Below are 26,235 nucleotides of genomic sequence, written 5' to 3' on the forward strand. Positions count from 1 at the left end.
GAACGGTACGGCTCCTGTGCGCCCACCGAACCCGGCAGTGCGACTTAGGTAAGCCTAAGCTATCTTATTGATGGTTCGGGGTCCGCCCAGGGTGTGCACGGTCGCCGCTCTCGGCGACTCCCCGGACACCAGCCAAGCCGTGGCAAAACCGACAAGAGGGACCTCTATGGCCATCGCCCAGGACGCACCCGAACCGGAGGCCCGGGAGGACCTTGAGGCCCGGGAAGAGATCAAGTCCCGGGAGGAGATCAAGTCCCGCATACGTGAACGGATCGAGGCCCACCGCGAGGACCTGCTCGCCCTCAGCCGCCGCATCCACGCCCACCCCGAGACCGCGTTCGACGAGCACCGCGCGGCCGCCTGGTGCGCCGAACTCCTGGGCGCGCACGGCTTCTCGGTGACGGCCCCCGCATACGGCCTGGACACCGCCTTCGAGGCCGTCATCGGCTCCGGCCCCGTCACGGTCGCCCTCGCCTGCGAGTACGACGCACTGCCCGGCCTCGGCCACGCCTGCGGCCACAACCTCATCGCCGCGGCGGGGGTCGGCGCCGCGCTCGGTCTCGCGCCGTACGCCGATGAACTTGGCCTGACCGTAAGGGTTCTGGGCACTCCCGCCGAGGAGCGGGGCGCGGGCAAGGCGCTGCTCATCGAGGCCGGGGCGTTCGACGGGGTGGACGCGGCGATGATGGTGCATCCGTGCCCGTTCGAGGTAGCGGAGTTCACTTCGTTCGCGCTCGGCACGCTGAACGTGGAGTTCACCGGGCGCGCCGCCCACCCGAGCCTCAACGCCCACGAGGGCCGCAATGCCGCGGACGCCCTGACGGTCGCGCAGGTCGCCCTCGGGCTGCTGCGGCAGCAGTTGCCGGCGCACTGGAAGGTGCACGGCGTGACGACGTTCGCGGGCTCCGCGCCGAATGCGATTCCGCACCGGGCCACGGCGGAGTACGAGATCCGCGCCTCAGCCGCGGAGGATCTGCGGGAGTTGCGCGAGCGGGTGGAGGCCTGCTTCCGGGCGGGTGCGCTGGCCACCGGGTGCGAGGTGACCCTCACGCGTCCCGAGCCGGATTACCTCGACTTCCGTACGGATGCCCGGCTGATCGCCCTCTGGAAGGCGAACGCGCGCGCTCTCGGGCGCCCCTCGCCGGTGACGAAGGACGCCTTCGCCTGCACGGACATGGGCAATGTCTCGCACCTCGTGCCGTCGATCCATCCCGTGCTCGACATCACCGGGGGTGAATGCGGGCCGCATGAGGCGGAGTTCGCGCAAGCGGCGATCTCCGGTGCGGGTGAGCGTGCGCTGCTTGACGGGGCGGTCGGGCTTGCCTGGACTGCGGCAGACATTTCCCCCACCCCGCCCCTTCCCTAAATTCTGCGAAGCCTTCCGCCCTTCGGGCGGTGTCCTCAAACGCCGGACGGGCTGATTTGTCAGCCCGTCCGGCGTTTGAGGACTTTCGGGAAGGGGCGGGGTGGGGTGAAAATCAGCCGCCGGACACCCAACTCACCGCAACCTCCGGGAAGTCCGCATCCACTCCGTCCAACGAGGGCGACACAGAAGCCTCGCCACGCAGGCGGTGCGCGAAGTACGCCCGGACATACGCGGCCGTAACCGCCTGCGACCGAACCCCGTCAACAGCCCCGAAGTACTTCGCGAACTGCTCGGCCGACCACACCTGCGCCAACCCCAGCGAAACCCCCAACGGAGCCAGATCCGTAAAGCTGTAATGCCGAGCCCCGGCAAGAATCATCCGCCGCCCCCACGCAGTGTGATGCGCCATGAAGTCGCTCCACGTGGGCAGCTCGAGCGGCTCGGTGAAGAGCAGGAACGGCCGGTCCAGACCGGTCTGGACGGCATCCGTCTGGAGCGCCCCGTCCAGGCAGGCCCCGACCGCGAACCTCCCGTCCGTACGGACGACTTCGGCGGCGGCGGACCCACCGAGCGAGTGCCCGAAGACCCCGACCCGCCCCAGGTCGGCCGGCGGCGTGAAGCGGCCCAGCGGCGTCGCACCCCGCTCCCCCGCGAGCACGTCGAGGACGAAGCTCAGGTCGGCCGCGCGTACGTCCGAGTACTTGCGCAACAGCGCCACGTCACCCGTGCCCGGGTTCTGCGGAACGACCCGGCCGTCGGGGAACTCGACCGGACCGTCATAGGTGTGGTTGACGCCGATCACCAGATAGCCGTGACTGGCCAGGTCCTGCGCGAACGCGGTGCCGGTCGCGGCCGGGTCCTGGCGGCCGGGCCCGAAGAACACCACGGGCGCGTCGCGCAGTTCGTGGTGGACGGGCGCGTTCAGCCAGGACTCGGTGCGTACGCGGGCCAGCGCACCCTCGGGAAGCGTGAAGCGCTTCTCCACGACGGGCACGAGTCCCGCGCTCAGGTAGGGCGCGCGTCGCAGGCCGTACGTCGAACCGGCGGCGTACCAGACCTGGATCATCAACTCGCGGGGCGGGCTGGTGCCTTCGGGTGCGAAGGGGTCGCTGCGGTGGTCGTCGGTCAGGTGGATGGTGCGGGTGCCGACGGCGTACGGGCCGGTCGCAGCCGGCAGTGACACCGGCGCGTCGTCGGCCGCGTACGCCATGCTCACCCCGGCCCCGCCGACGGCGACCGCGGCCACCGCGACGGCGGAACCACGGAGCAGCGCCCGCCGGGTGAGCCCGGAGACAGCCATAGAAGCGTCAGCCCTAAGCGCATCAGCCATTGGTGAGCGCCTTCTTGATGTCGTCGATCACTTCCTGCGCCGCGAGCGGGCCGCCGCGCGTGGACCACACCGAGCCGTTGACCGTGGTCACGTGCTTGTTCTTGACCGCGTTCAGGCCCTTGTAGGCCGGCTTGGACTGGACGTCCTTGAGGGCCTTCTCGCCGTCCGGGGTCAGCGTGGACAGGAAGAGCCAGTCGCCGTCGATCTCGTTGATCTTCTCGAGGCTCAGCGACGGGGTGTGCGCGTTGCCGTCCTTGTTCTGGGACTTGGGGCGCTTGAGGCCCATGTCCAGGGCCACGCCGCTGGCGAACTGCTTGTTCTCCATCCAGCTCGGGCCGTCCGGGTTCCAGCGGACGATGGAGACCGCGGCGGCCTTGTTCTTGCCGAGCTCGCCGCCGGCCTTCTTCGCGGCGGCCTCGTAGTCGGTGATGACCTTGTTGGCCTTTTCCAGCTCGTTGACCGCGTTGCCGATGCCGCGCAGCGACAGCTTCCAGTCGTCGGTCGGGGCCATCGTGACCAGGGTGGCCGGGGTGATCTCGCGCAGCTGCTTGAGGACCTGCTCGTCCTGCATGTCGCCGGCCAGGATCAGGTCGGGCTTGGCGGCGACGACCTTGTCCATCACCGGCTGCAGCAGATTGCCGACCACCGGGATGCCGTCGACCTTGTCCTCCAGGTAGGCCGGCGGCTTGTTGAGGCCCTGGCCGTTGGTGATGCCGGCCGGCTCGATGCCGAGGGCGAGCACCGCGTCCAGGTCCTCCTGGGTGAGCGTGACGATCCGCTTCGGGTGCGCGGGGATCTCGACGGCCTTGCCGGTGGCGTCCTTGACGGTGCGCGTGGCCGAGTCGCCCGCGCCCGCGTCGCCCTTCGCCTTGGCCTTTCCGGAGTCCGAGTCCGAGCCGCAGCCTGCGAGGACCACGACGGCTGCCCCCATCACGGCCAGTCCGCGAAGTGCGCGGCGGCGGGCGGGCGATGCGAGGTGGCGGCTGGCTGACAGCATGAAGGAGCTCCGGAAGATTCAAAGGGGGACGGCGCCGACGACAATCGGCCATTAGGTTAGCCTTACCTTACGCCGAAGCCGCACCGGAGACGCAAGGGGGCCTCGCCCCGGGCCGACCGGACCCGGGGTGCGGACCCCGCGTGCGGACCCCCAGGAAAGGCCCGAATTCCGTGGAACTCCACGCAGAGCAGCTCACCGCCGGCTACCCCGGCCACCTGGCCGTGCGCGACGTCGACCTCACCATCGCCGCCGGACAGGTGGTCGCCGTGGTGGGTCCCAACGGCTGTGGCAAGTCGACCCTGTTGCGCGCCATGGCCCGGCTGCACAAGCCGGCGAGCGGCCGGGTGCGGGTGGGGGACGCGGACATCTGGCAGCTGAGCCAGCGTCAGGCCGCGCACCGCATCGCCCTGCTCCCGCAGTCCCCGCAGGCACCGGAGGCGGTGACCGTCGCCGGGCTCGTACGCTACGGGCGCCATCCGCACCAGGGCCTGTTCCGGCAGTGGTCGCACGAGGACGAACAGGCGGTCGGCGAGGCGCTGCGGGCCACCGGCACCGAGGAGTTGGCGGACCGGCAGCTCGACCAGCTGTCCGGCGGTCAGCGCCAGCGCTGCTGGCTGGCCATGGTGCTCGCGCAGCAGACCCCCGTCGCCCTGCTCGACGAGCCGACCAGCGCGCTCGACCTCGGGCACGCGGTCGAAGTCCTGGAGCTGGTACGGGAGGTGGCCGCGGGCGGCCGCACCGTGGTCATGGTCCTGCACGACCTGGCCGCCGCGGCACGCTACGCCGACACGATCGTCGCGATGAACGCGGGCGAGGTGGTGGCGCAGGGCCCCGCCCGTGAGGTGGTGAACGCCGCACTGGTGAAGGACCTGTACGGCGTCGACGTGGACATCCTCCAGGCGCCGGGCGACGGCTCCCCCGTCGTCGTACCGGCCGCACGCCCGGCCACCACAGCCTCAACAGCTTCCTAGACCGGCTCGCGCTCCCCCGAGTCGAGCCGGAACGGCGGATAGACGTCCGTCATCAGCGAGCTGTACGCCGCGACCCGGTACGCCCAGCGGTGGGCGCCCACGTTGAAGTCGTACATGCCGCGCGGATAGCGCCCGGCGAACAGCAGCGCGACGCCCGCGAAGAAGGCCAGCACCCCCACGATCCCGCCGCCCCCGCCCGAGCCGAACCCTCCGGTCAGCAGCGCGACGATGAGGAGCTGCGGCAGCACGAGCAGCCACCACTTGACGAGGACGAGGCCGCGCGAGAGCTGCTGCGGGTGGTCGATGTCGAGGCGCGCCGGGTAGTCGGGCACGTCGGCGAGCGTGAACGGCGGGTAGCGGTCGGTGCCGAGAGTGCCGTACGCGTAGTACTGGACGCGCCAACTCCAGCGCAGGACCCCGAGGTTGTAGTCGAACAGGGCACGCGGATAGCTGCCGGTGATCAGGATCGCGAAGAACGCCACGATGCTGACGAGCAGATATCCGATCCCCAGGAAGAACAGCACGACGAAGTGCGGAATCGCGAGGAGCCACTTGACCAGCCACAGCCAGCGGGACAGGCCTTCCTCATAGTCCGCTTCGAGCCGGACGGGACTGACGGCCCCCTTGGCCATGACGGGCGTGCTCGGAGGTGCGGTCATGCGGATCATCTCCCCCGCGGGCCCCGAGAGGAGCCCGCCTCTACCTCCCGTGTACGACCGTCACGGTGGCTTAGCAAGGGCCAGGGCCGGGCTGTCCGATTCCTTCAAGACCACTGGCCGCCGCTCTGCATACGCTCGTTCCATGAGCACACAACCGACACCCCGTTTCGATCTGATCGGCATCGTCGTCTCCGACATGGCGGCCTCACTCGCCTTCTACCGCAGGCTCGGCCTGGAGTTCCCTGCCGGGTCCGAAGAAGCGCCGCACGCCGAGGCCCCGCTGCCGGGCGGGCTGCGTTTCGCCCTCGACTCCGAGGCCACCATCCGTTCCTTCGCCCCCGACTTCCAGCCACCCGCCTCGGCGGGCCGGGTCGGGCTCGCGTTCCTGTGCGAGAGCCCCGCGCAGGTGGACGCCCAGTACGCGGAGCTGACCGCGGCCGGATACAAGGGCGAGCTGGAGCCGTTCGACGCCTTCTGGGGACAGCGGTACGCGACCGTCCTGGACCCCGACGGTCAGGGCGTGGACCTGTTCGCCGCGCTGCCCGCGGCCGACGGCGCTACGGACGCCGGCTGAGCAGCTCGCTCAGCGACATCTGCGCCAACTCCCGTACGTCCCTTGCCAGATGGGCCTGATCCGCATAGCCCGCGACCGCCGCCGTGTCCGCGTACGGCAGCCCGTCGCGGGCCAGGACCAGTGCACGCTGCAGCCGCAGCACGCGGGCGAGGGTCTTGGGCCCGTACCCGAAGGCGGCCAGGGAGCGGCGGTGCAGTCTGCGGGCCCCGATGCCCAGTTCGTCGGCGGTCCCGGCGACGGAGCGGCCCGCGTCCAGACGGGCCACGACCTCCCGCACCAGGCCGTCCGGCGGCCCGGTGTCGTCGCCGCGGCGCAGCGCCAACTCCTCCAGTGCGGCGCCCGGTTCGGGCGCGACCGTCAGGTGTGCGGCGATCCGGCGGACCTCGGCCGTGGGCCACAGGTCCGCCAAGTCGACGCGCCGGTCGCGGAGTTGGTCGGCGGGGACACCGAGCAGGGCGGGCGCCGTGCCGGGAGAAAAACGGAGGCCGACGATGCGGTGCGTGAGCCGCTCGCCCTCGGGAACGTACGCCCGGGTGTCGGGACCGGCGACGAACAGCCGGCCCTCGGACCACAGCAGGTCCATGCAGCCGTCGGGCAGCACCGGGTAGGCGGCCTCGCCCGCCGCCCGGACGGTGCGCTGCCACAGCACCGCGCCCGGGTACCGCGACGCGCGTTCCTCGTACACGCTGCTCAGATTACGCCGCGCCGTCGCGGTGTTCCGTGGGGCTGATCCCGTACACCCGCTTGAAGGCCACGGACAGGGCGAAGGCGCTGCCGTAGCCGACCTGCCGGGCTATGGAGGCCAGGGTCTGCTCGGTGTCGCGCAGCAGGTCGGCGGCGAGGGCGAGGCGCCAGCCGGTGAGGTAGGCCATGGGCGGCTCGCCGACCAGTTCGGTGAAGTTCCGGGCCAGCGCGGCCCGCGACACCCCGGCCTTCTCCGCGAGGCCTGCGACGGTCCAGGAGTGCGCCGGGTCGTCCTGGATGAGGCGCAGGACCTGGCCCACGACCGGGTCGCCGAGGGCCCGGTACCAGGACGGGGCCTCGGCGTCGGGCCGCGAGAACCAGGCGCGCAGCGAGGAGATGAGCATCAGGTCGAGCATGCGGTCCAGGACGACTTCCTGGCCCGGTTCGTCCTTGGTGATCTCGTCGGCGAGCAGCCGCGTGAACGGGGACTCCCACACGTCGCCGGACAGCACGAGCAGCGGCGGCAGCGCGTCCAGGAGGCGGCCCTTGATCTCGCCGTGCATCGAGTACGTCCCGACCAGCATCTGCACCGAACCCTCGGTGCGGGCGCCCCAGGTGCGGGTGCCCAGGTCGATGTAGTCCTTCAGCTCCTGCCCGTCGGGCGTCGTGCAGCGGCCGCCGGGGTGGATCACCGCCTGCGGCTCTCTGTCCGGGGTGTCGGCGCAGGTGTACGGGTCCGGGCCGCGGGCGATCGCGATGTCACCGGGCTTGATGAGCCGGGGCTCCCCCTGATCGGGGACGAGCCAGGCGGTGCCGTGCGCCATGGTCATCACCGACAGCGGTGCGCGGTCCGCTATCCGCACCGACCAGGGCGGATCGAAGCACGCCCGGATCATGAAGGCTCCCCGGGAGCGGGGGCCTTCGAGCAAGCCTGCTAGGGCGTCCATGGCTCCAGGGTAGGGCGCCGCGGGGGTGTGCAGGACATGATTTTTCCCCTCCCCGCCCCTTCCCGTAAGGCTGCCGCCGGCTGCAAAGACTGTCCTCAAACGCCGGACGGGCTGACTAAGTCAGCCCGTCCGGCGTTTGAGGACACCGCCCGAAGGGCGGAAAGCTTCGCAGAATTTAGGGAAGGGGCGGGGAGGGGACTAATTCTTGGGCTCCTCCGACGGCGCGGACTCGCCATTCCGTTTCGAATGCGTGCGCAATCGCGCGGACACATCGTCCGGCGGCAAGAACTGCGCCCAGCGTTCCGGGAATTCAGAAGGCATATCCGGATCATCCGGATCGGAATCCGCGGCCCGCGCGGCCGCAGCCCGCGCCACCACCTCCGCAGCCTGCGCCTCCCGCACCCGCTCATTCGCCGCACGAGCCGCCGCCGTCGTGACGGAAGGCCACACCCGGTCGATGGCCGCATTGACCGCAGCCCCCACAAGGACCGCGAAAGCGGAGACCCCGATCCACAGCAGCACGGCCACCGGCGCCGCGAGCGAGCCGTAGATCGTCGGCCCCTCCACCGTGTTCGTGAGGTAGATCCGCAGCAGGAAACTGCCGAGCACCCACATGCCCAACGCGACGAGCGCCCCCGGCACGTCCTCCAGCCAGGGCGAACGCACCGGCACGGACACGTGGTAGAGCGTCGTGAGGAAGACGACCCCGAGGATTATCACGACGGGCCAGTACGTGACCCGCACCAGCGTCTCGCTCCACGGCACCACCTGGAGCACCGCATCGGGCCCCGCCACCATCAACGGCAGCGCGACCGAGCCGACGAGCAGCGCGACGATGAACAAGAGGAAGGCCAGCAATCGCGTCTTGACGATGCCGCGGACCCCGTCGAGTCCGTACATCACGGTGATCGTGTCGACGAAGACCGTCACCGCCCGCGAACCCGACCACAGGGCGAGCAGGAAGCCGATGGAGATGACGTCCGGTCCCGCGCCCTTCATCACGTCGTCGAGGATCGGCTCCGCGATTTCATGGACACCCTTGTCGGACAGCACGGTCCGGGCCGATTCCAGGATGTTGTCCCGGACCGCCTGGATGGTGTCGGCACCGGTCCAGGAGTCGACGTACCCGAGGAGCCCCACCAGCGAGAGCAGCAGCGGCGGCACGGAAAGGAGCGTGAAGAAGGCCGCTTCGGCCGCGAGGCCCAGGATGCGGTACTCGATGCACGAGTTGACGGTGTCCTTCAGGAGCAACCAGGCGGTCCGGCGCTTCGAGACGTTGCGGTAGAGAACTCGAGCGCGGTGGAGTCGTCCCGAGCTCTTCCCTGGTGTTCCACCGGAGCCGTTCCCGGGTGTTTCTTTTGCCTGGTGCACCTCTTTACCGTAGCGGCATGACTGCCCCCACCCACACAGTGACCAACCAGGCCCCGCCCCTGGTGGGATATGACCTCTTCACCGCCGACCGGGCGCTGAGCGAGGCCGTCGAACGCCATCTCGATCCGGCACTCCTCAGCGCCGCCCGTGCGGAGCTCGGCGACCTCGGCCGGGCCGCGGGATCGGCCGAGGCGCAGGAGTGGGGGGTGCTGGCCAACGAGAACCCGCCGAAGCTGCGCACGCACGACCGGTACGGCAACCGCGTGGACGAGGTCGACTTCCATCCGTCCTGGCACCAGTTGCTGGACAAGGCGGTCGGCGCCGGGCTGACGGCGGCCTGGTCCCAGGAGGGCGGGCATCTGCGGCGGGCCGCCGGTTTCATGGTGTGGACGCAGGTCGAGGGCGGCCACGGCTGCCCGGTGTCGATGACGCATGCCGCGGTGCCGGCCCTGCGCACCGATCCGGCGCTCGCCGCCGAGTGGGAGCCGCGGCTGGCTTCCCGGGTGTACGAGGCCGGGCTCAGGCCCGCCTCGCAGAAGGCCGGTGTGCTCTTCGGGATGGGCATGACGGAGAAGCAGGGCGGCAGTGATGTGCGGGCCAATACGACGGAGGCGGCGCCGCTCGCCGAGGACGGCACGTATTCCCTCACCGGTCACAAGTGGTTCTGTTCCGCGCCGATGTCGGACGGATTCCTGGTCCTCGCGCAGGCACCCGGCGGGCTCACCTGCTTTCTCGTTCCGCGCGTCCTGGAGGACGGAACGCGCAACGCATTCGCGATTCAGCGACTCAAGGACAAACTGGGCAACAAGTCGAATGCGTCGAGCGAGGTCGAATTCTCCGGTACGTGGGCGCGCCGGGTCGGCGACGAGGGGCGCGGGGTCCGCACCATCATCGAAATGGTGGCGGCGACCCGCCTCGACTGCGTGCTCGGCTCGGCGGCGCTGATGCGGCAGGCCGTGGCGCAGGCGGTGCATCACGCCTCGTACCGCAGCGCGTTCGGCGGCGTACTGATCGAGAAGCCGCTGATGCGGAACGTACTCGCGGACCTGGCCCTCGAATCGGAGGCCGCGACGACCCTCGCGATGCGGCTCGCGGCCGCCTATGACGACGGGGGCGATCAGGAGCGGGCGTTCCTGCGGCTCGCGGTGCCGGCTGCCAAGTACTGGGTGACCAAGCGCTGCACGCCGCTCGCGGTCGAGGCGCTGGAATGCCTGGGCGGCAACGGCTATGTGGAGGAGTCGGGCATGCCGCGACTGCTCCGCGAGTCCCCGCTGAACTCGATCTGGGAGGGCGCGGGCAACGTACAGGCGCTGGACGTCCTGCGGGCGCTCGGGCGCGAACCGGCGGCGATCAACGCGTTCCTGCAGGAGGTCGGCAAGGCGCGCGGCGCCGATCACCGCCTGGACGGCGCGATCAAGGACCTGCTGACCGAGATGTCCGACCTGGACGGCATCGAGGGACGGGCGCGACGGCTGGTGGAACGGATGGCGCTGGTGCTGCAGGGTTCCTTGCTGGTGCGGTACGCCCCTTCGGAGGTGGCCGACGCATTCTGCGCGTCCCGGCTCGGCGGCGACTGGGGCGCGGCGTTCGGCACGCTGCCGGGCAGCCTGGATCTGGCCACGGTGGTGGAACGGGCGCGACCGGTGAGCCCCTGACTCTCCAGAAACCGGCCCGACTCAGCCCCTCCGGAGATCGGGCCAAAATCAGATGCAGCAGGGATGGTGCTGCGCCGACACGGCACCATCCCCGCTCTTCATGGCCCCGTTGACAGGAGCATGAACGCCGCAGAAGCGACGTTGCGATTAGTTTCGGTCAACCGCTCGGTTGTTCGCGAGGGTTGCACGGAGTTGCAACGACCGCTCGTATCGGGTCCGTGAAGCTTCCCCCCTTTCGGGGGGACCGGAGAGACGATGGGGCGAGGACGATACGCACTGGGGTTTCGGGGAGGCACCGGTGACGAACGCGACGATAGATCTGGTCAGGCTCGCTGCCATGGATTCCGTCCGGGCGGCCAGGCTGCTGCAGGGCGTGCGCGCCGCTGCGCTCGCCGGCCAGGCGCCGCCTGTCGAACCGCGGCCGGTCATCGAGCAGTCCTGGGACCGCCTGCTGCGCTGCGGGCTCGACCCGGACCACGACTTCAGAACGGGCCTGCTGCCCCGCGTGGAGGTCGAGGAACGCCGCCGCAACTCGCCGCTGTTGGAGGTTTTGCCGACCCTGCGGGAGGGCCTGGTCTCCATCGCGGACGCCGCGCAGCACATCATGGTCGTCGCGGACGCGGACGCGCGCGTGCTGTGGCGCGAGGGCCATCCGTCGGTCCTGCGCCGGGCGGACGGGCACGGCTTCGAGCTGGGCGCGGACTGGAGCGAGGCCACCGTCGGCACCAATGGCGTGGGCACTCCGCTGGTGGCGGGCCGGCCGGTGCAGGTGTTCTCCGCCGAGCACTTCGTGCGTACGCATCACCCGTGGACCTGCGCCGGATCACCGGTCACCGACCCGCGTGACGGCAAGCTGATCGGCGTCGTCGACATCAGCGGCCCCATCGACACCATGCACCCGGCGACCCTCGCCCTGGTCAACTCCGTTGCCCGGCTTGCCGAGGCGGAGCTGCGCACCCGGCATCTGATCGGCCTCGACCGGCTGCGGGCGGTGGCGGTGCCGCTGCTCAGCCGGGTCGGCGGGCGGGCCCTCGCGGTGGACGCCAACGGCTGGACGGCGGCCGTGACCGGGATGGCGCCGCACGACCGGCTGCCGCTGCCCAAGTCGTTCGGGCCCGGGCGGGTCTGGCTTGCCGCGCTCGGCGAGTGCACCGTCGAACCGCTGCCCGGCGGCTGGCTGCTGCGCCTCGACGACGGAGCCGACGCCCCGCGGGGGCTCGACCCGGGCACCTTCGTCGTGCTCGACCTGAGCGGCACCCGGCGCTGGACGGTCACCGTGTCGGGCGCCTCGGGCAGTTGGAGCCACGAACTGTCGCCGCGCCACGCCGAGTTGCTGTACCTCCTCGCGGCGCACCCGGCGGGGCGGACGGCTTCGGAGCTGGCCGAGGACATGTTCGGCGACCCGGCCCGTACGGTGACGGTGCGGGCGGAGCTGTCGCGGGTGCGGCGCTATCTGTCGGGGGTGCTCGACCACCGGCCGTACCGCTTCCACGAGGACGCGGACGTCCAGATCGTCCTGCCGGAGCATCCAGCAGATCTGCTGCCGCAGTCGACGGCACCGGCGGTGGTGCGTGCGCGGCTCGATCCAGTGTGAGGCCGCCCGGTCGACAACTCGGCGGCGACTCGGACGACTTGATGCCCGGCCCGGTTGACGCATGGCTCGATTGATGCGGGGCTCGATTGATGCGTGGCTCGCCTGACATGATCGCCCCGCGCCGCAGATAATCCGGGACATGACATCACCTCACACGTCCGCGCCGGATCGCGGCGAGGGCGCGCCGGCCGGCATCGAAGCCGAGGAACGGCACGCGAGTTGGCTCGAATTGTTCTTCGACCTCGTCGCCGTCGCCGGTGTCGCCCAGCTCGCACACCGGCTGCACGAGGCAGCGGACTGGCGTGACGGGGCGGCGTACCTCGGTCTCTTCCTGGCCTTCTGGATCGCCTGGGTGACCTTCACGATGTACGCGAGCGTCGCGGCCGAGACCGTGCGCTACCGCACCATGTATCTGGCGATGTTCGGCATGGCGACCATGGCCGCCTGCGTGCCGGAGGCCACCGGGGAGCGCGGCACGGTCTTCGCCGCCGCCTTCGTGCTGATCCGGCTGCTGTCCTCGCGGGTGTGGGGCGCCCGCGGCGAGGCGGTCGTCGACTGGCCGACCGCACAGCTCGCCCTCGGCATGATCCCGTGGATCGTCTCGCTGTGGCTGGAGGGGCCCTGGCGGTACGGGATGTGGGGCCTGGGCCTGGCCCTGGACATCCTGCTGCCGTTCGCGGTGAGCGGCGACCGGCTGCTCGCGAACTTCGGCCGGGCCGCCGACCAGCGGCGGGAGCGGTACGCGAACGTCGAGTTCAAGGGCGGCGAACGAGGCCGGCAGCGCAAGGCCCAACTGGGCCAACCGCCGCGCCTGGTACGCCTGGAAGCGGGCCATTTCGACGAGCGGCTGGGCCTGTTCACGATCATCGTGCTCGGCGAGGGCGTGGTCCAGCTGGTCGCGCAGACCGCTTCGGTCGAGGACTGGAACAACGTCCTCGCCATCTCCTGCGCCGCGTTCGTGCTGCTCATCTGTCTGTGGCGGCTGACCTTCCGGTACGGCTTCACGGGCGTCCCGCACGTCTCGCTGAGCACGGCCTCCGCCCGCGTCGTGCTGCCCGCGCACTTCGCCACCACGGCGGCCCTGACCGCGGTGGCGGCGGGGCTCGGCGAACTCGCCGTGCATCCCGGTGCGCCCGCCTCGACGGTGACGCGCTGGACGCTGTGCGCGGGGCTCGGCTGCTACTTCCTGATCGCGGCGATCGGCGGGCTCATCGGGGGTGCGTCGGGGGTGTGGCTGACGCTGTGGAGCTGGCCGGGGCTGCTGCTGTGCGTGGGGCTCGGGCTGTTCGCGAAGGGGATGGACCCGGTGCTGCTGGTGTGGCTGCTGAACGCGGTGCTGCTGTGGAGCTGCAGCTATGAGCAGGTGCGGCGGCGGACCCGGACGGGCACGGCTTGAGGGTTCGTGGGGCCCGGCCCGGTGATCCGTGGTGCCGGGCCCGGGTGATCCGTGCCGGGCCCGGCTTGGGTGATCCGTGCCGGGCCCGGCTTGGGTGATCCGTGCCGGGCCCGGCTTGGGGCAGGTCGTGGGGCCATGATGCGATGAGCCGCATGAGTACCGTTGATGTGACCGTCTGGTCCCTGGAACAGACCTCCCCCACCGACCTCAGCCCGGCCGGCGAGTTCCCGCCGGGCGTGCGGATCGTGCGCTCCGAGGTGCCCTCTCCCGAGTTCAGCCGCTTCCTGTACGCATCCGTCGGCGGGGACATCCACTGGATCGACCGGCTCTCGTGGACGTACGCCCAGTGGCAGCAGGAGCTGGAGCGGCCCGGGCACGAGACCTGGGTGGCGTACGAGAACGGCACCCCGGCCGGATATGTGGAGCTGGACGCCCAGGACGAGGGCGCGGTGGAGATCGTCTACTTCGGCCTGATCCCGGCGTTCCGGGGCCGGCGCATCGGCGGGCCGCTCCTCTCCTACGGGATCGCGCGCGCCTGGGACCTGGCCGAGCGCCATGCCGACCGGGAGCCGACGAAGCGGGTGTGGCTGCACACCTGCGACCGGGACGGCGAGCATGCGATGGCCAACTACGAGCGCCGCGGCTTCCGGCTCTTCGACACGAAGATCGAGCAGGAGGCGGAGGTCGAGACCCCCGGGCCGTGGCCCGGCGCCCGCTGAACGACGCAGCACGGAAAGACACGGAAAGACGCAGTACTGAAAGCGCAGCTCAGGGGCGGGGGCGTGACCCCTGCCACACTGTCTCACGATGCGGGACAACCGCGTCCATATTGCGGACGAAGCTGGACCAGGTCCAAAGTCCCGTGCCACGCTTCCGCCATGGATCGCACTGGAAACGCCTTGGTGAGTCGACGACACGTCGACCTCGGCCGCATGTCCAGCGCCATCTGTCCGGCCTGCTGACAGCTCACGAAGCTCAGCACCCCGCCGCGACCTCTTACTTCTGATTTCTCTTCACTCTCTTCTGCAATACCTGCGCCCAGCCGAGCTGCATGCTGCGCCCGCGCAGGTCAGAGCCGCATTCCCGCTGTCCGAAGGACGTACCGCCATGGCCGCATCCCCTGAATCTCCCGGCACCGCCAAGCCCCGCCGCAAGGTGAGCCGGCACCGTGGTGAGGGCCAGTGGGCCGTTGGCCACTTCACGCCCCTCAACGGCAACGAGCAGTTCAAGAAGGACGACGACGGTCTCAATGTGCGGACACGCATTGAGACGATCTACTCCAAGCGGGGCTTCGACTCGATCGACCCCAACGACCTGCGCGGCCGGATGCGCTGGTGGGGCCTGTACACCCAGCGCAAGCCCGGGATCGACGGCGGCAAGACCGCGATCCTGGAGCCGGAAGAGCTGGACGACAAGTACTTCATGCTGCGCGTCCGCATCGACGGCGGCCGCCTCACCACCGAGCAGCTGCGCGTGGTCGGCGAGATCTCGCAGGAGTTCGCCCGCGGCACCGCCGACATCACCGACCGGCAGAACATCCAGTACCACTGGATCCGCATCGAGGACGTCCCCGAGATCTGGCGGCGGCTCGAAGAGGTCGGCCTGTCGACCACCGAGGCCTGCGGTGACACGCCCCGCGTCATCCTCGGCTCCCCCGTCGCCGGGATCGCCGCCGACGAGATCATCGACGGCACCCCCGCCATCGACGAGATCCAGCGCCGCTTCATCGGCAACCCCGACTTCTCCAACCTGCCGCGCAAGTTCAAGTCCGCGGTCTCCGGCTCGCCGCAGCTCGACGTGGCACACGAGATCAACGACATCGCCTTCGTCGGCGTCGACCACCCCGAGCACGGGCCCGGCTTCGACCTGTGGGTCGGCGGCGGTCTGTCCACCAACCCCAAGTTGGGCCAGCGCCTCGGTGCCTGGGTGCCGCTGGACGAGGTGCCGGACGTGTACGGCGGTGTCATCGGCATCTTCCGTGACTACGGCTACCGGCGCCTGCGTACCCGCGCCCGGCTGAAGTTCCTGCTCGCCGACTGGGGTCCGGCGAAGTTCCGCCAGATCCTGGAGGACGAGTACCTCAAGCGTCCGCTGCTCGACGGGCCCGCCCCCGCGCAGCCCGCCGGCACCTGGCGCGACCACCTGGGCGTCCACCAGCAGAAGGACGGCCGCTTCTACGTCGGCTTCGCCCCGCGCGTCGGACGCGTGGACGGCACCACCCTCACGAAGATCGCCGAGGTCGCCGCGTCGCACGGCTCGGGCCGGCTTCGTACGACCGCCGAGCAGAAGATGATCGTCCTCGACATCGAGGAAGCCCAGGTCGAATCGCTGGTCTCCGCCCTGGAGGCGCTGGACCTGAAGGTCAACGCGTCGCCGTTCCGGCGGGGCACGATGGCCTGCACCGGCATCGAGTTCTGCAAGCTGGCGATCGTCGAGACGAAGGCGCGCGGCGCCTCGCTCATCGATGAACTCGAGCGCCGCATCCCCGAGTTCGACGAGCCGATCACCATCAACATCAACGGCTGCCCCAACGCCTGCGCCCGCATCCAGGTCGCCGACATCGGCCTCAAGGGCCAGCTCGTCCTCAACGACAAGGGCGAGCAGGTGGAGGGCTTCCAGGTGCACCTGGGCGGCGCCCTCGGCCTGGAGGCGGGCTTCGGCCGCAAGGTCCGTGGCCTGAAGGTCACTTCGGAGGGGCTGCCCGACTACGTCGAGCGGGTCCTGACGCGCTTCCAGGAGCAGCGCGAGGACGGCGAGCGGTTCGCCACCTGGGTCACGCGCGCCAGTGACGAGGCCCTGTCATGAGCGAGCGTGCCGCCCCGTTCTACTGCCCCTACTGCGGCGACGAGGACCTGCGCCCGAACGAGACCGGCCACGGCGCGTGGGAATGCGCGGCCTGCAATCGAGCCTTCCAGCTGAAGTTCCTCGGGCTGCTCGCCCGGGGAGTTCAGCGCCCTGCGGGCAACTCCGATGGAGGGGACGAGATATGACGACTGCTCAGACTCAGGAACGTACGGCCGAAGAACTCCAGGCGCTAGCCGAACAGGCGGGCCGCGACCTGGAGGACGCCTCCCCGCTGGAGATCCTCAAGTGGGCGGCCGACACCTTCGGCAAGAGCTTCTGCGTGACCTCGTCCATGGAGGACGCGGTCGTCGCGCATCTCGCCTCGCGCGCCTTCCCCGGCGTGGACGTGGTCTTCCTCGACACCGGCTACCACTTCCCCGAGACCCTCGGGACGGCGGACGCGGTCGGCACCGTTCTGGACGTCAACCTCATCACGCTCACCCCGGTCCAGTCCGTGGCCGAGCAGGACGCCGAGTACGGACCGAAGCTGCACGACCGCGACCCCGACCTGTGCTGCGCGCTGCGCAAGGTCAAGCCCCTTGAGCAGGGCCTGACTTCGTACCAGGCATGGGCGACGGGACTGCGCCGCGACGAGTCGCCGACCCGCGCGAACACCCCGGTCGTCGGCTGGGACGCCAAGCGGCAGAAGGTCAAGGTCTCGCCGATCGCCCGCTGGACTCAAGACGACGTCGACGCGTACATCGCCGAGCACGGCGTACTGACCAACCCGCTCCTCGACGACGGCTACCCGTCGATCGGCTGCGCACCCTGCACCCGCCGGGTGGCGGCGGGCGAGGACGCGCGGGCCGGGCGCTGGGCGGGCCGGTCCAAGACGGAATGCGGGCTGCACGGATGACGAACTTGGGAGACAACGACGTGACTGGGGCCACCATTTGGCTCACCGGTCTGCCCAGCGCGGGCAAGACCACCATCGCGTACGAGCTGGCCGGCCGGCTGCGCGGCGAGAGCCACCGGGTGGAGGTGCTCGACGGGGACGAGATCCGCGAGTTCCTCTCGGCGGGTCTCGGCTTCAGCCGCGAGGACCGGCACACCAATGTGCAGCGCATCGGCTTCGTCGCCGAGCTGCTCGCCTCCAACGGCGTGAAGGTCCTCGTCCCGGTGATCGCGCCGTACGCGGACAGCCGCGAGGCGGTGCGCAAGCGCCACCAGCGCGAGGGCACCGGATATGTCGAGGTGCATGTCGCCACTCCGGTGGACGTCTGCTCCGAGCGCGATGTGAAGGGCCTGTACGCCAAGCAGGCCGCGGGCGAGATCTCCGGTCTGACCGGCGTCGACGACCCGTACGAGGCGCCCGAGTCGCCGGATCTGCGGATCGAGTCCCACCAGCAGACCGTGCAGGAGTCCGCGGCGCAGCTGTACGCGCTGCTCACCGAGAGGGGTCTGGCATGACGACCACCGCTTCTTCCGCCTCGGCCGTGTCGTCGGAGGAGTCCGACAGCCCTTATGCGCTGAGCCACTTGGACGCCCTGGAGTCCGAGGCGGTGCACATCTTCCGTGAGGTGGCGGGTGAGTTCGAGCGGCCGGTGATTCTCTTCTCCGGCGGCAAGGACTCGATCGTCATGCTGCACCTGGCGCTGAAGGCGTTCGCCCCGGCGGCGGTCCCCTTCTCTCTCCTGCACGTGGACACCGGGCACAACTTCCCCGAGGTCCTGGAGTACCGCGACCGGGTGGTGGCCGAGCACGGGCTGCGCCTCCATGTCGCCTCCGTGCAGGAGTACATCGACGCGGGCAAGCTGCGCGAGCGCCCCGACGGGACGCGCAACCCGCTGCAGACGGTGCCGCTCACCGAGAAGATCCAGGCCGAGAAGTTCGACGCGGTCTTCGGCGGCGGCCGCCGTGACGAGGAGAAGGCCCGTGCCAAGGAGCGGGTGTTCTCGCTGCGCGACGAGTTCTCCCAGTGGGACCCGCGCCGCCAGCGCCCCGAGCTGTGGCAGCTCTACAACGGCCGGCACGCCCCGGGCGAGCACGTCCGTGTCTTCCCGCTGTCCAACTGGACCGAGCTGGACGTGTGGCAGTACATCGCCCGCGAGGGCATCGAGCTGCCTCAGATCTACTTCGCGCACGAGCGTGAGGTGTTCTCCCGGTCCGGGATGTGGCTGACCGCCGGCGAGTGGGGCGGGCCGAAGGAGTCCGAGCCGGTCCAGACCCGTCTGGTGCGCTACCGCACGGTCGGCGACATGTCCTGCACCGGCGCCGTCGACTCCGACGCCACCACGCTGGACGCCGTGATCACCGAGATCGCCGCGTCCCGGCTCACCGAACGAGGTGCGACCCGCGCCGACGACAAGATGTCCGAGGCCGCGATGGAAGACCGCAAGCGCGAGGGGTACTTCTAGAAATGTCCACAAACACTGGAAATACAGAGCAGTTGGCCGACCTCTCCGATCTGTCGGCCACGACCCTCCTTCGCTTCGCGACCGCGGGCTCCGTCGACGACGGCAAGTCCACCCTGGTCGGCCGGCTCCTGCACGACTCCAAGTCGGTCCTCACCGACCAGCTGGAGGCCGTCGAGCGGGTCTCCGCAAGCCGCGGCCAGGAGACGCCCGACCTGGCGCTGCTCACCGACGGGCTGCGGGCCGAGCGGGAGCAGGGCATCACCATCGATGTCGCCTACCGCTACTTCGCCACCGCCCGGCGCCGGTTCATCCTCGCCGACACCCCCGGGCATGTGCAGTACACCCGGAACATGGTCACCGGCGCCTCGACGGCCGACCTCGCCGTGGTCCTGGTCGACGCCCGCAACGGCGTCATCGAGCAGACCCGCCGGCACGCCGCCGTCGCCGCGCTGCTGCGGGTGCCGCACGTCGTGCTCGCCGTGAACAAGATGGACCTGGTCGCGTACGAGGAGAAGATCTTCGCCGCGATCGCCGAGGAGTTCACGACGTACGCCGCGTCCCTCGGCGTCCCGGAGATCACCGCCATCCCGATCTCGGCGCTCGCCGGGGACAACGTGGTGGAGCCGTCCGCCAACATGGACTGGTACGGCGGCCCGACGGTCCTGGAGCACCTGGAGACCGTCCCGGTCAGCCACGACCTGGCGAGCTGCCACGCGCGTTTCCCGGTGCAGTACGTGATCCGCCCGCAGACCGCCGAACACCCCGACTACCGCGGCTACGCGGGCCAGATCGCGGCCGGCACCTTCCGCGTCGGCGAATCGGTCACCGTGCTGCCCTCGGGCCGCACCTCGAAGATCGCCGGGATCGACCTGCTCGGCAAGGCGGTCGACGTGGCCTGGACCCCGCAGTCGGTGACCCTCCTCCTGGAGGACGACATCGACATCTCGCGCGGCGACCTCCTGGTCCCGGCCGGGGACACCCCCGCCACCAGCCAGGACGTCGAGGCGACCGTCTGCCACGTCGCGGACACCCCGCTCACCGTCGGCCAGCGGGTGCTGCTCAAGCACACCACCCGAACGGTCAAGGCCCTCGTCAAGGAGATCCCCTCGCGGCTGACCCTCGACGACCTGTCCCAGCACCCGAACCCCGGGCAGCTGGTCGCCAACGACATCGGCCGGGTGCGCGTGCGCACCGCGGAGCCGCTCGCGCTCGACGCGTACGCCGACTCCCGGCGCACCGGCTCCTTCCTGCTGATCGACCCGGCGGACGGGACGACGCTCGCCGCGGGCATGGCGGGCGAGGCCTTCGCCGCAGGTGAGGCCGAGGCGGATGCCGCGTCCGTGGCGGACGAAGAGGGCTGGGACTTCTGATGAGCATCGACATGTTCGCGACGTTCGCGAAGGAGGGCGGCCGGGTCGGCAGCGGCGTCCTCGGTGCGGGAAACGGAGGGGTCGCGCGATGTGCGTGATGACGTACGCGCACCGCTTGCGCGCCCTCACCCCCCACCAGCCGCGCCCGCTGGCCAACCGGCGCCACAAACGAAGACACGCCGACTTCCCGGCCGCGTCACCCCGTCCCCGGGGGACGTGAGAACCGGGCCAACGAGAGGAAAGCCTCCCGTGCCTGCCAACCGCTCCACCCGCACCACCTTCCGCCGCGGCCTCGCCGCCGTGGCCGCGCTTCCGCTGCTCGCCGTTGCCGCGACCGCCTGCGGGTACGGCTCCAAGTCCGATGACGAGGGCAAGAAGAACGTCGCCGCCGAGGGCAAGAAGCTCTCCGTGGACGAGGTGAAGATCGGCTACTTCCCCAACGTCACGCACGGCACCGCCCTCGCGGGCCTCCAGCAGGGCACGTTCCAGAAGGAGCTCGGCGGCACGTCCATCAAGGCGTCGCCGTTCAACGCGGGCCCCGCGGAGATCGAGGCCCTCAACTCCGGTGCCATCGACATCGGCTGGATCGGCCCCTCCCCGTCGATCAACGGCTTCACCAAGTCCGGCGGCAAGAACCTGCGCATCATCAGCGGCTCCGCCTCCGGTGGTGTCTCGCTCGTGGTCAACCCCAAGAAGATCAAGTCGCTCGACGATCTCAAGGGCAAGACGATCGCCACCCCGCAGCTCGGCAACACCCAGGACGTGGCGCTCCTCAACTACCTGGCCGAAAAGGGCTACAAGGTCGACGCGACCTCCGGCAAGGGCGACGTGAGCATCGCCCGCACGGACAACAAGGTCACCCCGCTCGCGTTCAAGAGCGGTGACATCGACGGCGCCTGGGTGCCCGAGCCCACCGCGTCCAAGCTGGTGGCCGAGGGCGGCAAGGTCCTCCTGGACGAGAAGAAGCTCTGGAAGGACGGGAAGTTCGTCATCACGAACATCATCGTCCGCCAGGAGTTCCTGGAGAAGCACCCGGACGTGGTGGAGGCCGTGCTGCGCGGCTCGGTGAAGACCAACGCGTGGATCAAGGCGAACCCGGACGACGCCAAGAAGGCGATCAACGCCCAGCTGAAGGCCGACTCCGGCAAGGAACTGCCCGCCGAGGTCATCGACCCCGCCTTCAAGAACGTCGACTTCATCGACGACCCGCTGGCCTCCACCCTGAGTGACGAGGCCGACCACGCGGTCAAGGCCGGGCTCCTGAAGAACCCGCTCCTGGACGGCATCTACGACCTGCGACCGCTCAACAAGGTCCTTGAGGCCGCAGGTCAGCCCACCGTCGGCGACGCCGGTCTCGGCACCAAGTAAGCAACGCCAACCCGCTCCCAGGAGGTGACGCACATGGCCACCACGCTCACCAAGGCCGCCACGGCCGGCACGGACAGCCCCGCGGTGTCGTCGTATGCCGCGCGCATCGACCACGTCTCCAAGTCCTTCGGCCGGCCGGGCGCCGCGCAGCTCGTCCTCGACGACATCAGCATCGATGTCGCACCGGGCGAGTTCGTCACCCTCCTGGGAGCCTCCGGGTGCGGCAAGTCGACCCTGCTCAACCTGGTCGCCGGTCTCGACAAGCCGTCCGCCGGGGAGATCGACGTCCCCGGCGGGCGCCCGGCCCTGATGTTCCAGGAGCACGCGCTGTTCCCCTGGCTCACGGCCGGCAAGAACATCGAACTCGCCCTGAAGATGCGCGGCCTGCCCAAGTCGGACCGGCGTGACGAGGCCGAGCGGCTGCTCGAACTGGTCCGCCTCAAGGGCGCGTACGGCAAGCGTGTGCACGAGCTGTCCGGCGGCATGCGCCAGCGCGTCGCCCTGGCCCGTGCGCTCGCCCAGGACAGCCAACTGCTCCTGATGGACGAACCGTTCGCCGCGCTCGACGCCATCACCAGGGACGTACTGCACGACGAGCTCACCCGTATCTGGCGTGAGACGAACCTGTCCGTCCTCTTCGTCACCCACAACGTCCGGGAGGCCGTGCGGCTCGCCGAGCGGGTCGTGCTGCTCTCCTCCCGACCGGGCCGCATCGCCCGCGAATGGCGGGTCGGCATCCCGCAGCCGCGCCGCATCGAGGACTCCGCCGTCGCGGATCTGTCCGTCGAGATCACCGAACAACTGCGGGGGGAGATCCGCCGACATGGCCAGCACTGAAACAAAGGTCGCCGGGGACCCGGCGACCACCGACTCCGATCAGCTCGCAGGTCTGGAGGCCGGGCTCGACGCCCTGGAGACCCGGACCGCCCAGCGGACCCCGATCGGCAAGATCCTGCTCGCCAAGGTCGTCCCGCCGGTCGTGGCGGTCGCCCTCGTGCTGATCGCCTGGCAGCTCGCGTACCACTTCGAGGTGAAGGAGCACTATCTGCTCCCGAGCCCGGCGGACGTCGGGCGCACCCTGCAGGAGAAGTGGCTCGACGGCACGCTGCTCGACTTCGTGTGGACGAGCCTGTCGCGCGGCGCGCTCGGCTTCGTGATCTCCGTCCTCATCGGTACGCCGCTGGGTCTGATCGTCGCCCGCGTCAAGGTGGTCAGGGCCGCGATCGGGCCGATCCTGTCCGGGCTGCAGTCCCTGCCGTCCGTGGCCTGGGTGCCGGCCGCGATCATCTGGTTCGGGCTGAGCGACGCCACCATCTACGCCGTGGTGCTGCTCGGCGCGGTGCCGTCGATCGCCAACGGCCTGGTCGCGGGCGTCGACCAGATCTCGCCGCTGTATCTGCGAGCGGGGCACGTCATCGGTGCGCGGGGTCTGCAGGGGGTGCGCCATGTGCTCCTTCCGGCCGCGCTGCCCGGGTACATCGCGGGGCTCAAGCAGGGCTGGGCGTTCTCCTGGCGCTCCCTGATGGCCGCCGAGCTGATCGTGAACGCCCCCGACCTGGGGGTCGGTCTCGGCCAGCTCCTTGAGCAGGGCCGTGAGCTGCAGGACATGTCCTGGGTGCTCAGCGCGATCCTGCTGATCCTGATCGTGGGCATCGGCGTCGAGCTGCTGCTCTTCGCCCCCCTCGAGCGGCGCGTGCTGCGCAGCCGCGGTCTCCTTGTGAAGAGCTGAACCGTCATGCAGCACAGTCGGCCGCACCTCCGCGCTCCCGCCCTTCTCGTGGTCGCCCACGGCAGCCGCGACCCGCGGCACGCCGCGACCGTGCACGCCCTGGTGCGCCGGGTGCGGGCGATGCGGCCGGGCCTGCGGGTGGAGACGTCCTTCCTGGACTTCAACGCGCCGACCGTGCCCCGCGTCCTGGAAGGCCTGGCGGCCGACGGCGTGACGGAGGTGGTGGCGCTTCCCCTCCTGCTCACCCGGGCCTTCCATGCGAAGGCCGACATCCCCGCCGTACTGCACGAGGCGAGCGCACGGCTGCCGCAGCTGCGGATACGGCAGGCCGAAGTGCTCGGCCCCTCGCCGCTGCTGCAAGCCGCCCTGGAGCGGCGGCTGTACGAGGCCGGGCTGACGCCCGGCGACAAGAGCTCGACCGGGGTCGTCCTGGCCTCGGCGGGCTCCACAGACCCGGAGGCGATCGCAGTGATCGCAGAAATCGCGCGGGAGTGGCGGCGTACCGGTTGGTGCGCCGTGCGGCCTGCGTTCGCCTCCGCATCTCTGCCCCGCACCGAGGACGCGGTGCGGCAGCTGCGCGCCGAGGGCGTGCACCGGGTGGCGGTGGCGCCCTACGTCATCGCCCCCGGCTTCCTGCCGGACCGCATCGACCGGGGCGCCCGGGAGGCGGGCGCGGACGTGCTGGCCGATGTCCTGGGCGCGGCACCGGAGTTGGCACGGCTGCTGCTGGCCCGGTACGACGGGGCCGCCCGGTACCACGGGGCGCAGGTGCCCTCGCTGGTCTCCGCGTCGCTCACGGCGTGAGCGGGCGCGAAGAACACGAAGAACACGAACGAGCCCTCATCGCGTGGGTCCTCACGGCGCGACCGGTATCGCCGGCCGCCCCTTCTCATAGACGGTGAGCCCTTTGGCCAGCCCCAGCGGCACCAGGACCAGCTCCACCACGAGCGCCTTCCACGCGTAGACGAGGTTGACCGTCTTGGTCGCGTACACACAGGGCAGGTCGGCGAGGACCCGCATCACCGACAGGCGGCGTCTGCGGGCGGCGTAGATCAAAGGTGGTGCGGTGAGCAGCAGTTCGGCCCCCGCCCACCAGCCGACGGACTCCGGCAGCGACTGTCCGGTCGTGGCCGCGGCGATGAACGGCGTGGCCCACCACAGCGGCGCGGTGAGGATCTCCAGCAGGGCGAGCAGGACCCAGAGCGCCAGTATCGGCTTGTGCGTGATCAGTTGGCCCAGGTGCAGCCGTACGTTCTGACAGAACCCCGCCATCCAGCGCCACACCTGCTTGCGCAGATAGGTGAGGCTCTCCGGATCCGCCGCCCAGGCCTGTGCCCCGCTGACGTACAGCGCGCGCCTGCCCTGGATCTGTATCGACCAGGTGAAGTCCATGTCCTCGACGATGGTGCGCTCGGGGAAGCCCCCGAAGGCGACCAGGTCCGCGCGCCGGAACACCGAGCAGCAGCCGGAGCACACCATGGGGCTGCCCGCGCGGTGCTGGATCGGGCGGTGCCAGTGGAAGCCGAAGAGATACTCGACCGCCCGGCCCCGCTCCCAGACCGTCCGGGTGTGGCGCGTCTGGACGTTGCCCGCGGCGACGGCCACCTCGGGGTCGGCGAAGACCGGCAGCATCCGCTCGACGTAGTCGGGCGCGAGTACCGTGTCCGCGTCGACCGCAAGCACCAACTCCGTGTCGCAGTAGGGCAGTGCGTGGTTCTGCGCCTTCGCCTTGCTGCCCAGGTTGCGCGGCGGTCTGAGGACGGTCACGCCGTACGACGCGGCCACCTCGCCCGTGCGGTCGGCCGAGCCGTCATCGACGACGATGACCCGGTCCGGCGGGTGTGTCTGGCGCACCAGCGAGTCGAGGGTGGCCGGGAGGCCCGCCTCCTCGTTGTGCGCCGGGACGATCACCGTGATGCTGTTCCGGTTCCGACTTTCCGTGCTCTGCCTTGCCATGCCCTGTTCCCCCGAACCCGAGCTTCCCGATGGTGCGGCTCGTCAGTACGGCCAGGGCGACCAGGCCGTATACGAGCGTGCTGATGCCGATGAACGGCAGTCCTCCGTGCATCTCTCCTCCCCCGTGCGGGCGGTCATTTCCGACATCGATCACGCTAGCCCGGATCGACGAAACGCAACCGGAGGGGAGAATTCCTGTGGATAACTCGGCTCAAGTGGATAACTCGGGGCGAGCAGAAGCCACTTGAGGCGAGGTTGCTCAAGGGAAAGGCGAGGCTCCCCAAAGGAGACGCCGGGCGAAGCTCAGTCGAAGTTCAGCTTCCCCGTCCGCTCCCGCTTCAGCTCGAAGAAGTTCGGCTGCCCCGCCAGGATCCGCACCGCCTCGAAGAGCTGCACCGCTTCCTCGCCCCGCGGGATCGCGCTGAGCACCGGCCCGAAGAACGGGGTCCCGTCGAGGTGCAGTGTCGGTGTGCCCACGTACGCCTCGGCCGCCGGGTCCTTGCCCGCGTCGTGGCTGCGCCGCAGCGCCTCGTCGTACCGAGTGGAGTGCGCCGCCTCGGCGAGCTCCGCCGGCAGGCCGACCTCGGCCAGGGCGTCGGCGACGACCCGGTCGAAGTCGCCGTCGTAGCGGTCCTTCTGCTGGTGGATGCGGACGCCGTACGCGGTGTAGAGGTCGCGCAGCACCTCCTCGCCGTGCTGCTCGGCGGCCGCGACGGCGACGCGCACCGGGCCGATCGACTTGTTGACCAACTCCCGGTACCAGTCGGGCAGTTCATTGCCCTCGTTGTGCAGGAAGAGGCTCATCACATGGAAGCGGACGTCGAGGTCGCGCTGCTTCTCGACCTCGAGGATCCAGCGCGAGGTGATCCAGGCGAAGGGGCAGGCGGGGTCGAACCAGAAGTCGACCCGGGGCGCGGCGCCGGTGGCCGTACGGAGTGTCATACGAGGCACACTAGTCAGAAAGTGGCCCTGCACCGTGGGACATTCACGCGTCACAATCCTGGGCCATTCGGCTGTCGTCGAACCGGCCCTCATCGTGCCAATTCGCTTGCTCGTGCGACACCTGG

The 26,235-nt window shown here is 70.2% G+C and carries 26 protein-coding genes; 18 read left to right on the top strand and 8 right to left on the bottom strand.

What is annotated here, in order from left to right:
• Positions 1 to 166 precede the first annotated feature (166 nt).
• Positions 167 to 1,366 (top strand): M20 family metallopeptidase, encoded by a 1,200-nt coding sequence (locus OG430_RS12405; RefSeq protein ID WP_327352522.1) that lies wholly within the window; start codon positions 167 to 169, stop codon positions 1,364 to 1,366.
• 112 nt (positions 1,367 to 1,478) lie between these two features.
• Here OG430_RS12405 and OG430_RS12410 read toward each other — a convergent pair whose 3' ends face one another.
• Together OG430_RS12410 and OG430_RS12415 are read right to left on the bottom strand one after the other, a co-directional pair.
• Positions 1,479 to 2,666: an alpha/beta hydrolase gene (locus OG430_RS12410; protein ID WP_327352523.1), complete on the bottom strand. Its 1,188-nt coding sequence runs from the start codon at positions 2,664 to 2,666 to the stop codon at positions 1,479 to 1,481.
• 22 nt (positions 2,667 to 2,688) lie between these two features.
• A complete protein-coding gene (locus OG430_RS12415) occupies positions 2,689 to 3,693 on the bottom strand; it encodes an ABC transporter substrate-binding protein (RefSeq protein WP_327352524.1) in 1,005 nt (334 codons plus the stop codon).
• Positions 3,694 to 3,863: 170 nt separating this feature from the next.
• Between OG430_RS12415 and OG430_RS12420 the strand changes: the two genes are divergently transcribed.
• A complete protein-coding gene (locus OG430_RS12420) occupies positions 3,864 to 4,664 on the top strand; it encodes an ABC transporter ATP-binding protein (protein ID WP_327352525.1) in 801 nt (266 codons plus the stop codon).
• Here OG430_RS12420 and OG430_RS12425 read toward each other — a convergent pair.
• Positions 4,661 to 5,323 carry a DUF4389 domain-containing protein gene (locus OG430_RS12425; RefSeq protein WP_442816483.1) on the bottom strand — a complete coding sequence of 221 codons (663 nt, stop codon included), beginning with the start codon at positions 5,321 to 5,323 and terminating at the stop codon, positions 4,661 to 4,663. The genes OG430_RS12420 and OG430_RS12425 overlap by 4 nt on opposite strands.
• Positions 5,324 to 5,465: 142 nt before the next feature.
• Between OG430_RS12425 and OG430_RS12430 the strand changes: the two genes are divergently transcribed.
• Complete coding sequence (locus OG430_RS12430) at positions 5,466 to 5,897, top strand: VOC family protein (RefSeq protein ID WP_327352526.1); 432 nt, start codon at positions 5,466 to 5,468, stop codon at positions 5,895 to 5,897.
• Here OG430_RS12430 and OG430_RS12435 read toward each other — a convergent pair.
• The 3 genes from OG430_RS12435 to OG430_RS12445 form a co-directional block, all read right to left on the bottom strand.
• Complete coding sequence (locus OG430_RS12435) at positions 5,881 to 6,582, bottom strand: helix-turn-helix domain-containing protein (RefSeq protein ID WP_327352527.1); 702 nt, start codon at positions 6,580 to 6,582, stop codon at positions 5,881 to 5,883. The two genes, OG430_RS12430 and OG430_RS12435, sit on opposite strands and share 17 nt — an antisense overlap.
• A 10-nt stretch (positions 6,583 to 6,592) precedes the next feature.
• Positions 6,593 to 7,528, bottom strand: coding sequence for an AraC family transcriptional regulator (locus OG430_RS12440; protein ID WP_327352528.1), 936 nt, complete (start codon positions 7,526 to 7,528; stop codon positions 6,593 to 6,595).
• 198 nt (positions 7,529 to 7,726) lie between these two features.
• Positions 7,727 to 8,899 (bottom strand): YihY/virulence factor BrkB family protein, encoded by a 1,173-nt coding sequence (locus tag OG430_RS12445; protein ID WP_327352529.1) that lies wholly within the window; start codon positions 8,897 to 8,899, stop codon positions 7,727 to 7,729.
• Between the two features lie 17 nt (positions 8,900 to 8,916).
• Here OG430_RS12445 and OG430_RS12450 point away from each other — a divergent pair, with 17 nt between their 5' ends.
• The 15 genes from OG430_RS12450 (at position 8,917) to OG430_RS12515 (ending at position 24,016) form a co-directional block, all read left to right on the top strand.
• On the top strand, positions 8,917 to 10,554 hold the full coding sequence (locus OG430_RS12450; protein WP_327352530.1) for an acyl-CoA dehydrogenase family protein: 1,638 nt from the start codon (positions 8,917 to 8,919) through the stop codon (positions 10,552 to 10,554).
• 337 nt (positions 10,555 to 10,891) lie between these two features.
• The gene (locus OG430_RS12455) at positions 10,892 to 12,148 is read left to right on the top strand and encodes a GAF domain-containing protein (RefSeq protein WP_327352531.1); all 1,257 of its coding nucleotides are present in this window, start codon (positions 10,892 to 10,894) and stop codon (positions 12,146 to 12,148) included.
• A 139-nt stretch (positions 12,149 to 12,287) separates the two neighbouring features.
• Positions 12,288 to 13,544 carry a low temperature requirement protein A gene (locus tag OG430_RS12460; RefSeq protein ID WP_327352532.1) on the top strand — a complete coding sequence of 419 codons (1,257 nt, stop codon included), beginning with the start codon at positions 12,288 to 12,290 and terminating at the stop codon, positions 13,542 to 13,544.
• Between the two features lie 152 nt (positions 13,545 to 13,696).
• Complete coding sequence (locus OG430_RS12465; RefSeq protein ID WP_327352533.1) at positions 13,697 to 14,263, top strand: GNAT family N-acetyltransferase; 567 nt, start codon at positions 13,697 to 13,699, stop codon at positions 14,261 to 14,263.
• 159 nt (positions 14,264 to 14,422) lie between these two features.
• Positions 14,423 to 14,506 carry a putative leader peptide gene (locus tag OG430_RS49450; protein ID WP_442816709.1) on the top strand — a complete coding sequence of 28 codons (84 nt, stop codon included), beginning with the start codon at positions 14,423 to 14,425 and terminating at the stop codon, positions 14,504 to 14,506.
• A 145-nt stretch (positions 14,507 to 14,651) separates the two neighbouring features.
• On the top strand, positions 14,652 to 16,349 hold the full coding sequence (locus OG430_RS12470) for a nitrite/sulfite reductase (RefSeq protein WP_327352534.1): 1,698 nt from the start codon (positions 14,652 to 14,654) through the stop codon (positions 16,347 to 16,349).
• Positions 16,346 to 16,534 carry a hypothetical protein gene (locus OG430_RS12475; RefSeq protein WP_327352535.1) on the top strand — a complete coding sequence of 63 codons (189 nt, stop codon included), beginning with the start codon at positions 16,346 to 16,348 and terminating at the stop codon, positions 16,532 to 16,534. Before OG430_RS12470 ends, OG430_RS12475 begins: the two co-directional genes overlap by 4 nt.
• The gene (locus OG430_RS12480; protein WP_327352536.1) at positions 16,531 to 17,244 is read left to right on the top strand and encodes a phosphoadenylyl-sulfate reductase; all 714 of its coding nucleotides are present in this window, start codon (positions 16,531 to 16,533) and stop codon (positions 17,242 to 17,244) included. The genes OG430_RS12475 and OG430_RS12480 overlap by 4 nt, the downstream gene beginning before the upstream one ends.
• Complete coding sequence (gene cysC, locus OG430_RS12485) at positions 17,226 to 17,798, top strand: adenylyl-sulfate kinase (RefSeq protein WP_327352537.1); 573 nt, start codon at positions 17,226 to 17,228, stop codon at positions 17,796 to 17,798. Before OG430_RS12480 ends, cysC begins: the two co-directional genes overlap by 19 nt.
• Positions 17,795 to 18,745 (top strand): sulfate adenylyltransferase subunit CysD, encoded by a 951-nt coding sequence (gene cysD / locus OG430_RS12490; protein WP_327352538.1) that lies wholly within the window; start codon positions 17,795 to 17,797, stop codon positions 18,743 to 18,745. Before cysC ends, cysD begins: the two co-directional genes overlap by 4 nt.
• A 2-nt stretch (positions 18,746 to 18,747) precedes the next feature.
• Entirely contained in the window at positions 18,748 to 20,115 is a 1,368-nt protein-coding gene (locus OG430_RS12495) for a sulfate adenylyltransferase subunit 1 (protein ID WP_327352539.1), read from the top strand.
• Between the two features lie 249 nt (positions 20,116 to 20,364).
• Positions 20,365 to 21,483 (top strand): ABC transporter substrate-binding protein, encoded by a 1,119-nt coding sequence (locus OG430_RS12500; RefSeq protein ID WP_327352540.1) that lies wholly within the window; start codon positions 20,365 to 20,367, stop codon positions 21,481 to 21,483.
• A gap of 33 nt (positions 21,484 to 21,516) precedes the next feature.
• Positions 21,517 to 22,320 (top strand): ABC transporter ATP-binding protein, encoded by an 804-nt coding sequence (locus OG430_RS12505; protein WP_327352541.1) that lies wholly within the window; start codon positions 21,517 to 21,519, stop codon positions 22,318 to 22,320.
• Positions 22,307 to 23,212, top strand: coding sequence for an ABC transporter permease (locus tag OG430_RS12510; RefSeq protein ID WP_327352542.1), 906 nt, complete (start codon positions 22,307 to 22,309; stop codon positions 23,210 to 23,212). Before OG430_RS12505 ends, OG430_RS12510 begins: the two co-directional genes overlap by 14 nt.
• 6 nt (positions 23,213 to 23,218) lie before the next feature.
• Positions 23,219 to 24,016: a sirohydrochlorin chelatase gene (locus OG430_RS12515; protein ID WP_327352543.1), complete on the top strand. Its 798-nt coding sequence runs from the start codon at positions 23,219 to 23,221 to the stop codon at positions 24,014 to 24,016.
• A gap of 51 nt (positions 24,017 to 24,067) precedes the next feature.
• Here the strand turns inward: OG430_RS12515 and OG430_RS12520 are convergent, their stop codons facing one another.
• Together OG430_RS12520 and OG430_RS12525 are read right to left on the bottom strand one after the other, a co-directional pair.
• On the bottom strand, positions 24,068 to 25,168 hold the full coding sequence (locus tag OG430_RS12520; protein WP_327352544.1) for a glycosyltransferase family 2 protein: 1,101 nt from the start codon (positions 25,166 to 25,168) through the stop codon (positions 24,068 to 24,070).
• Positions 25,169 to 25,471: 303 nt separating this feature from the next.
• A complete protein-coding gene (locus OG430_RS12525) occupies positions 25,472 to 26,110 on the bottom strand; it encodes a mycothiol-dependent nitroreductase Rv2466c family protein (protein ID WP_327352545.1) in 639 nt (212 codons plus the stop codon).
• Positions 26,111 to 26,235: the final 125 nt, after the last annotated feature.

Origin of the sequence: Streptomyces sp. NBC_01304, assembly GCF_035975855.1 — a bacterium.
Classification (GTDB): domain Bacteria; phylum Actinomycetota; class Actinomycetes; order Streptomycetales; family Streptomycetaceae; genus Streptomyces.

Coding starts and splice junctions, on each gene's coding strand:
- OG430_RS12405 (WP_327352522.1), top strand. CDS start 167: ATGGCCATCGCCCAGGACGCACCCGAACCGGAGGCCCGGGAGGACCTT.
- OG430_RS12410 (WP_327352523.1), bottom strand. CDS start 2,666: ATGGCTGTCTCCGGGCTCACCCGGCGGGCGCTGCTCCGTGGTTCCGCC.
- OG430_RS12415 (WP_327352524.1), bottom strand. CDS start 3,693: ATGCTGTCAGCCAGCCGCCACCTCGCATCGCCCGCCCGCCGCCGCGCA.
- OG430_RS12425 (WP_442816483.1), bottom strand. CDS start 5,323: ATGACCGCACCTCCGAGCACGCCCGTCATGGCCAAGGGGGCCGTCAGT.
- OG430_RS12430 (WP_327352526.1), top strand. CDS start 5,466: ATGAGCACACAACCGACACCCCGTTTCGATCTGATCGGCATCGTCGTC.
- OG430_RS12440 (WP_327352528.1), bottom strand. CDS start 7,528: ATGGACGCCCTAGCAGGCTTGCTCGAAGGCCCCCGCTCCCGGGGAGCC.
- OG430_RS12450 (WP_327352530.1), top strand. CDS start 8,917: ATGACTGCCCCCACCCACACAGTGACCAACCAGGCCCCGCCCCTGGTG.
- OG430_RS12455 (WP_327352531.1), top strand. CDS start 10,892: ATGGATTCCGTCCGGGCGGCCAGGCTGCTGCAGGGCGTGCGCGCCGCT.
- OG430_RS12460 (WP_327352532.1), top strand. CDS start 12,288: ATGACATCACCTCACACGTCCGCGCCGGATCGCGGCGAGGGCGCGCCG.
- OG430_RS12465 (WP_327352533.1), top strand. CDS start 13,697: ATGAGTACCGTTGATGTGACCGTCTGGTCCCTGGAACAGACCTCCCCC.
- OG430_RS49450 (WP_442816709.1), top strand. CDS start 14,423: ATGGATCGCACTGGAAACGCCTTGGTGAGTCGACGACACGTCGACCTC.
- OG430_RS12470 (WP_327352534.1), top strand. CDS start 14,652: ATGGCCGCATCCCCTGAATCTCCCGGCACCGCCAAGCCCCGCCGCAAG.
- OG430_RS12475 (WP_327352535.1), top strand. CDS start 16,346: ATGAGCGAGCGTGCCGCCCCGTTCTACTGCCCCTACTGCGGCGACGAG.
- OG430_RS12480 (WP_327352536.1), top strand. CDS start 16,531: ATGACGACTGCTCAGACTCAGGAACGTACGGCCGAAGAACTCCAGGCG.
- cysC (WP_327352537.1), top strand. CDS start 17,226: ATGCGGGCTGCACGGATGACGAACTTGGGAGACAACGACGTGACTGGG.
- cysD (WP_327352538.1), top strand. CDS start 17,795: ATGACGACCACCGCTTCTTCCGCCTCGGCCGTGTCGTCGGAGGAGTCC.
- OG430_RS12495 (WP_327352539.1), top strand. CDS start 18,748: ATGTCCACAAACACTGGAAATACAGAGCAGTTGGCCGACCTCTCCGAT.
- OG430_RS12505 (WP_327352541.1), top strand. CDS start 21,517: ATGGCCACCACGCTCACCAAGGCCGCCACGGCCGGCACGGACAGCCCC.
- OG430_RS12510 (WP_327352542.1), top strand. CDS start 22,307: ATGGCCAGCACTGAAACAAAGGTCGCCGGGGACCCGGCGACCACCGAC.
- OG430_RS12515 (WP_327352543.1), top strand. CDS start 23,219: ATGCAGCACAGTCGGCCGCACCTCCGCGCTCCCGCCCTTCTCGTGGTC.
- OG430_RS12520 (WP_327352544.1), bottom strand. CDS start 25,168: ATGGCAAGGCAGAGCACGGAAAGTCGGAACCGGAACAGCATCACGGTG.
- OG430_RS12525 (WP_327352545.1), bottom strand. CDS start 26,110: ATGACACTCCGTACGGCCACCGGCGCCGCGCCCCGGGTCGACTTCTGG.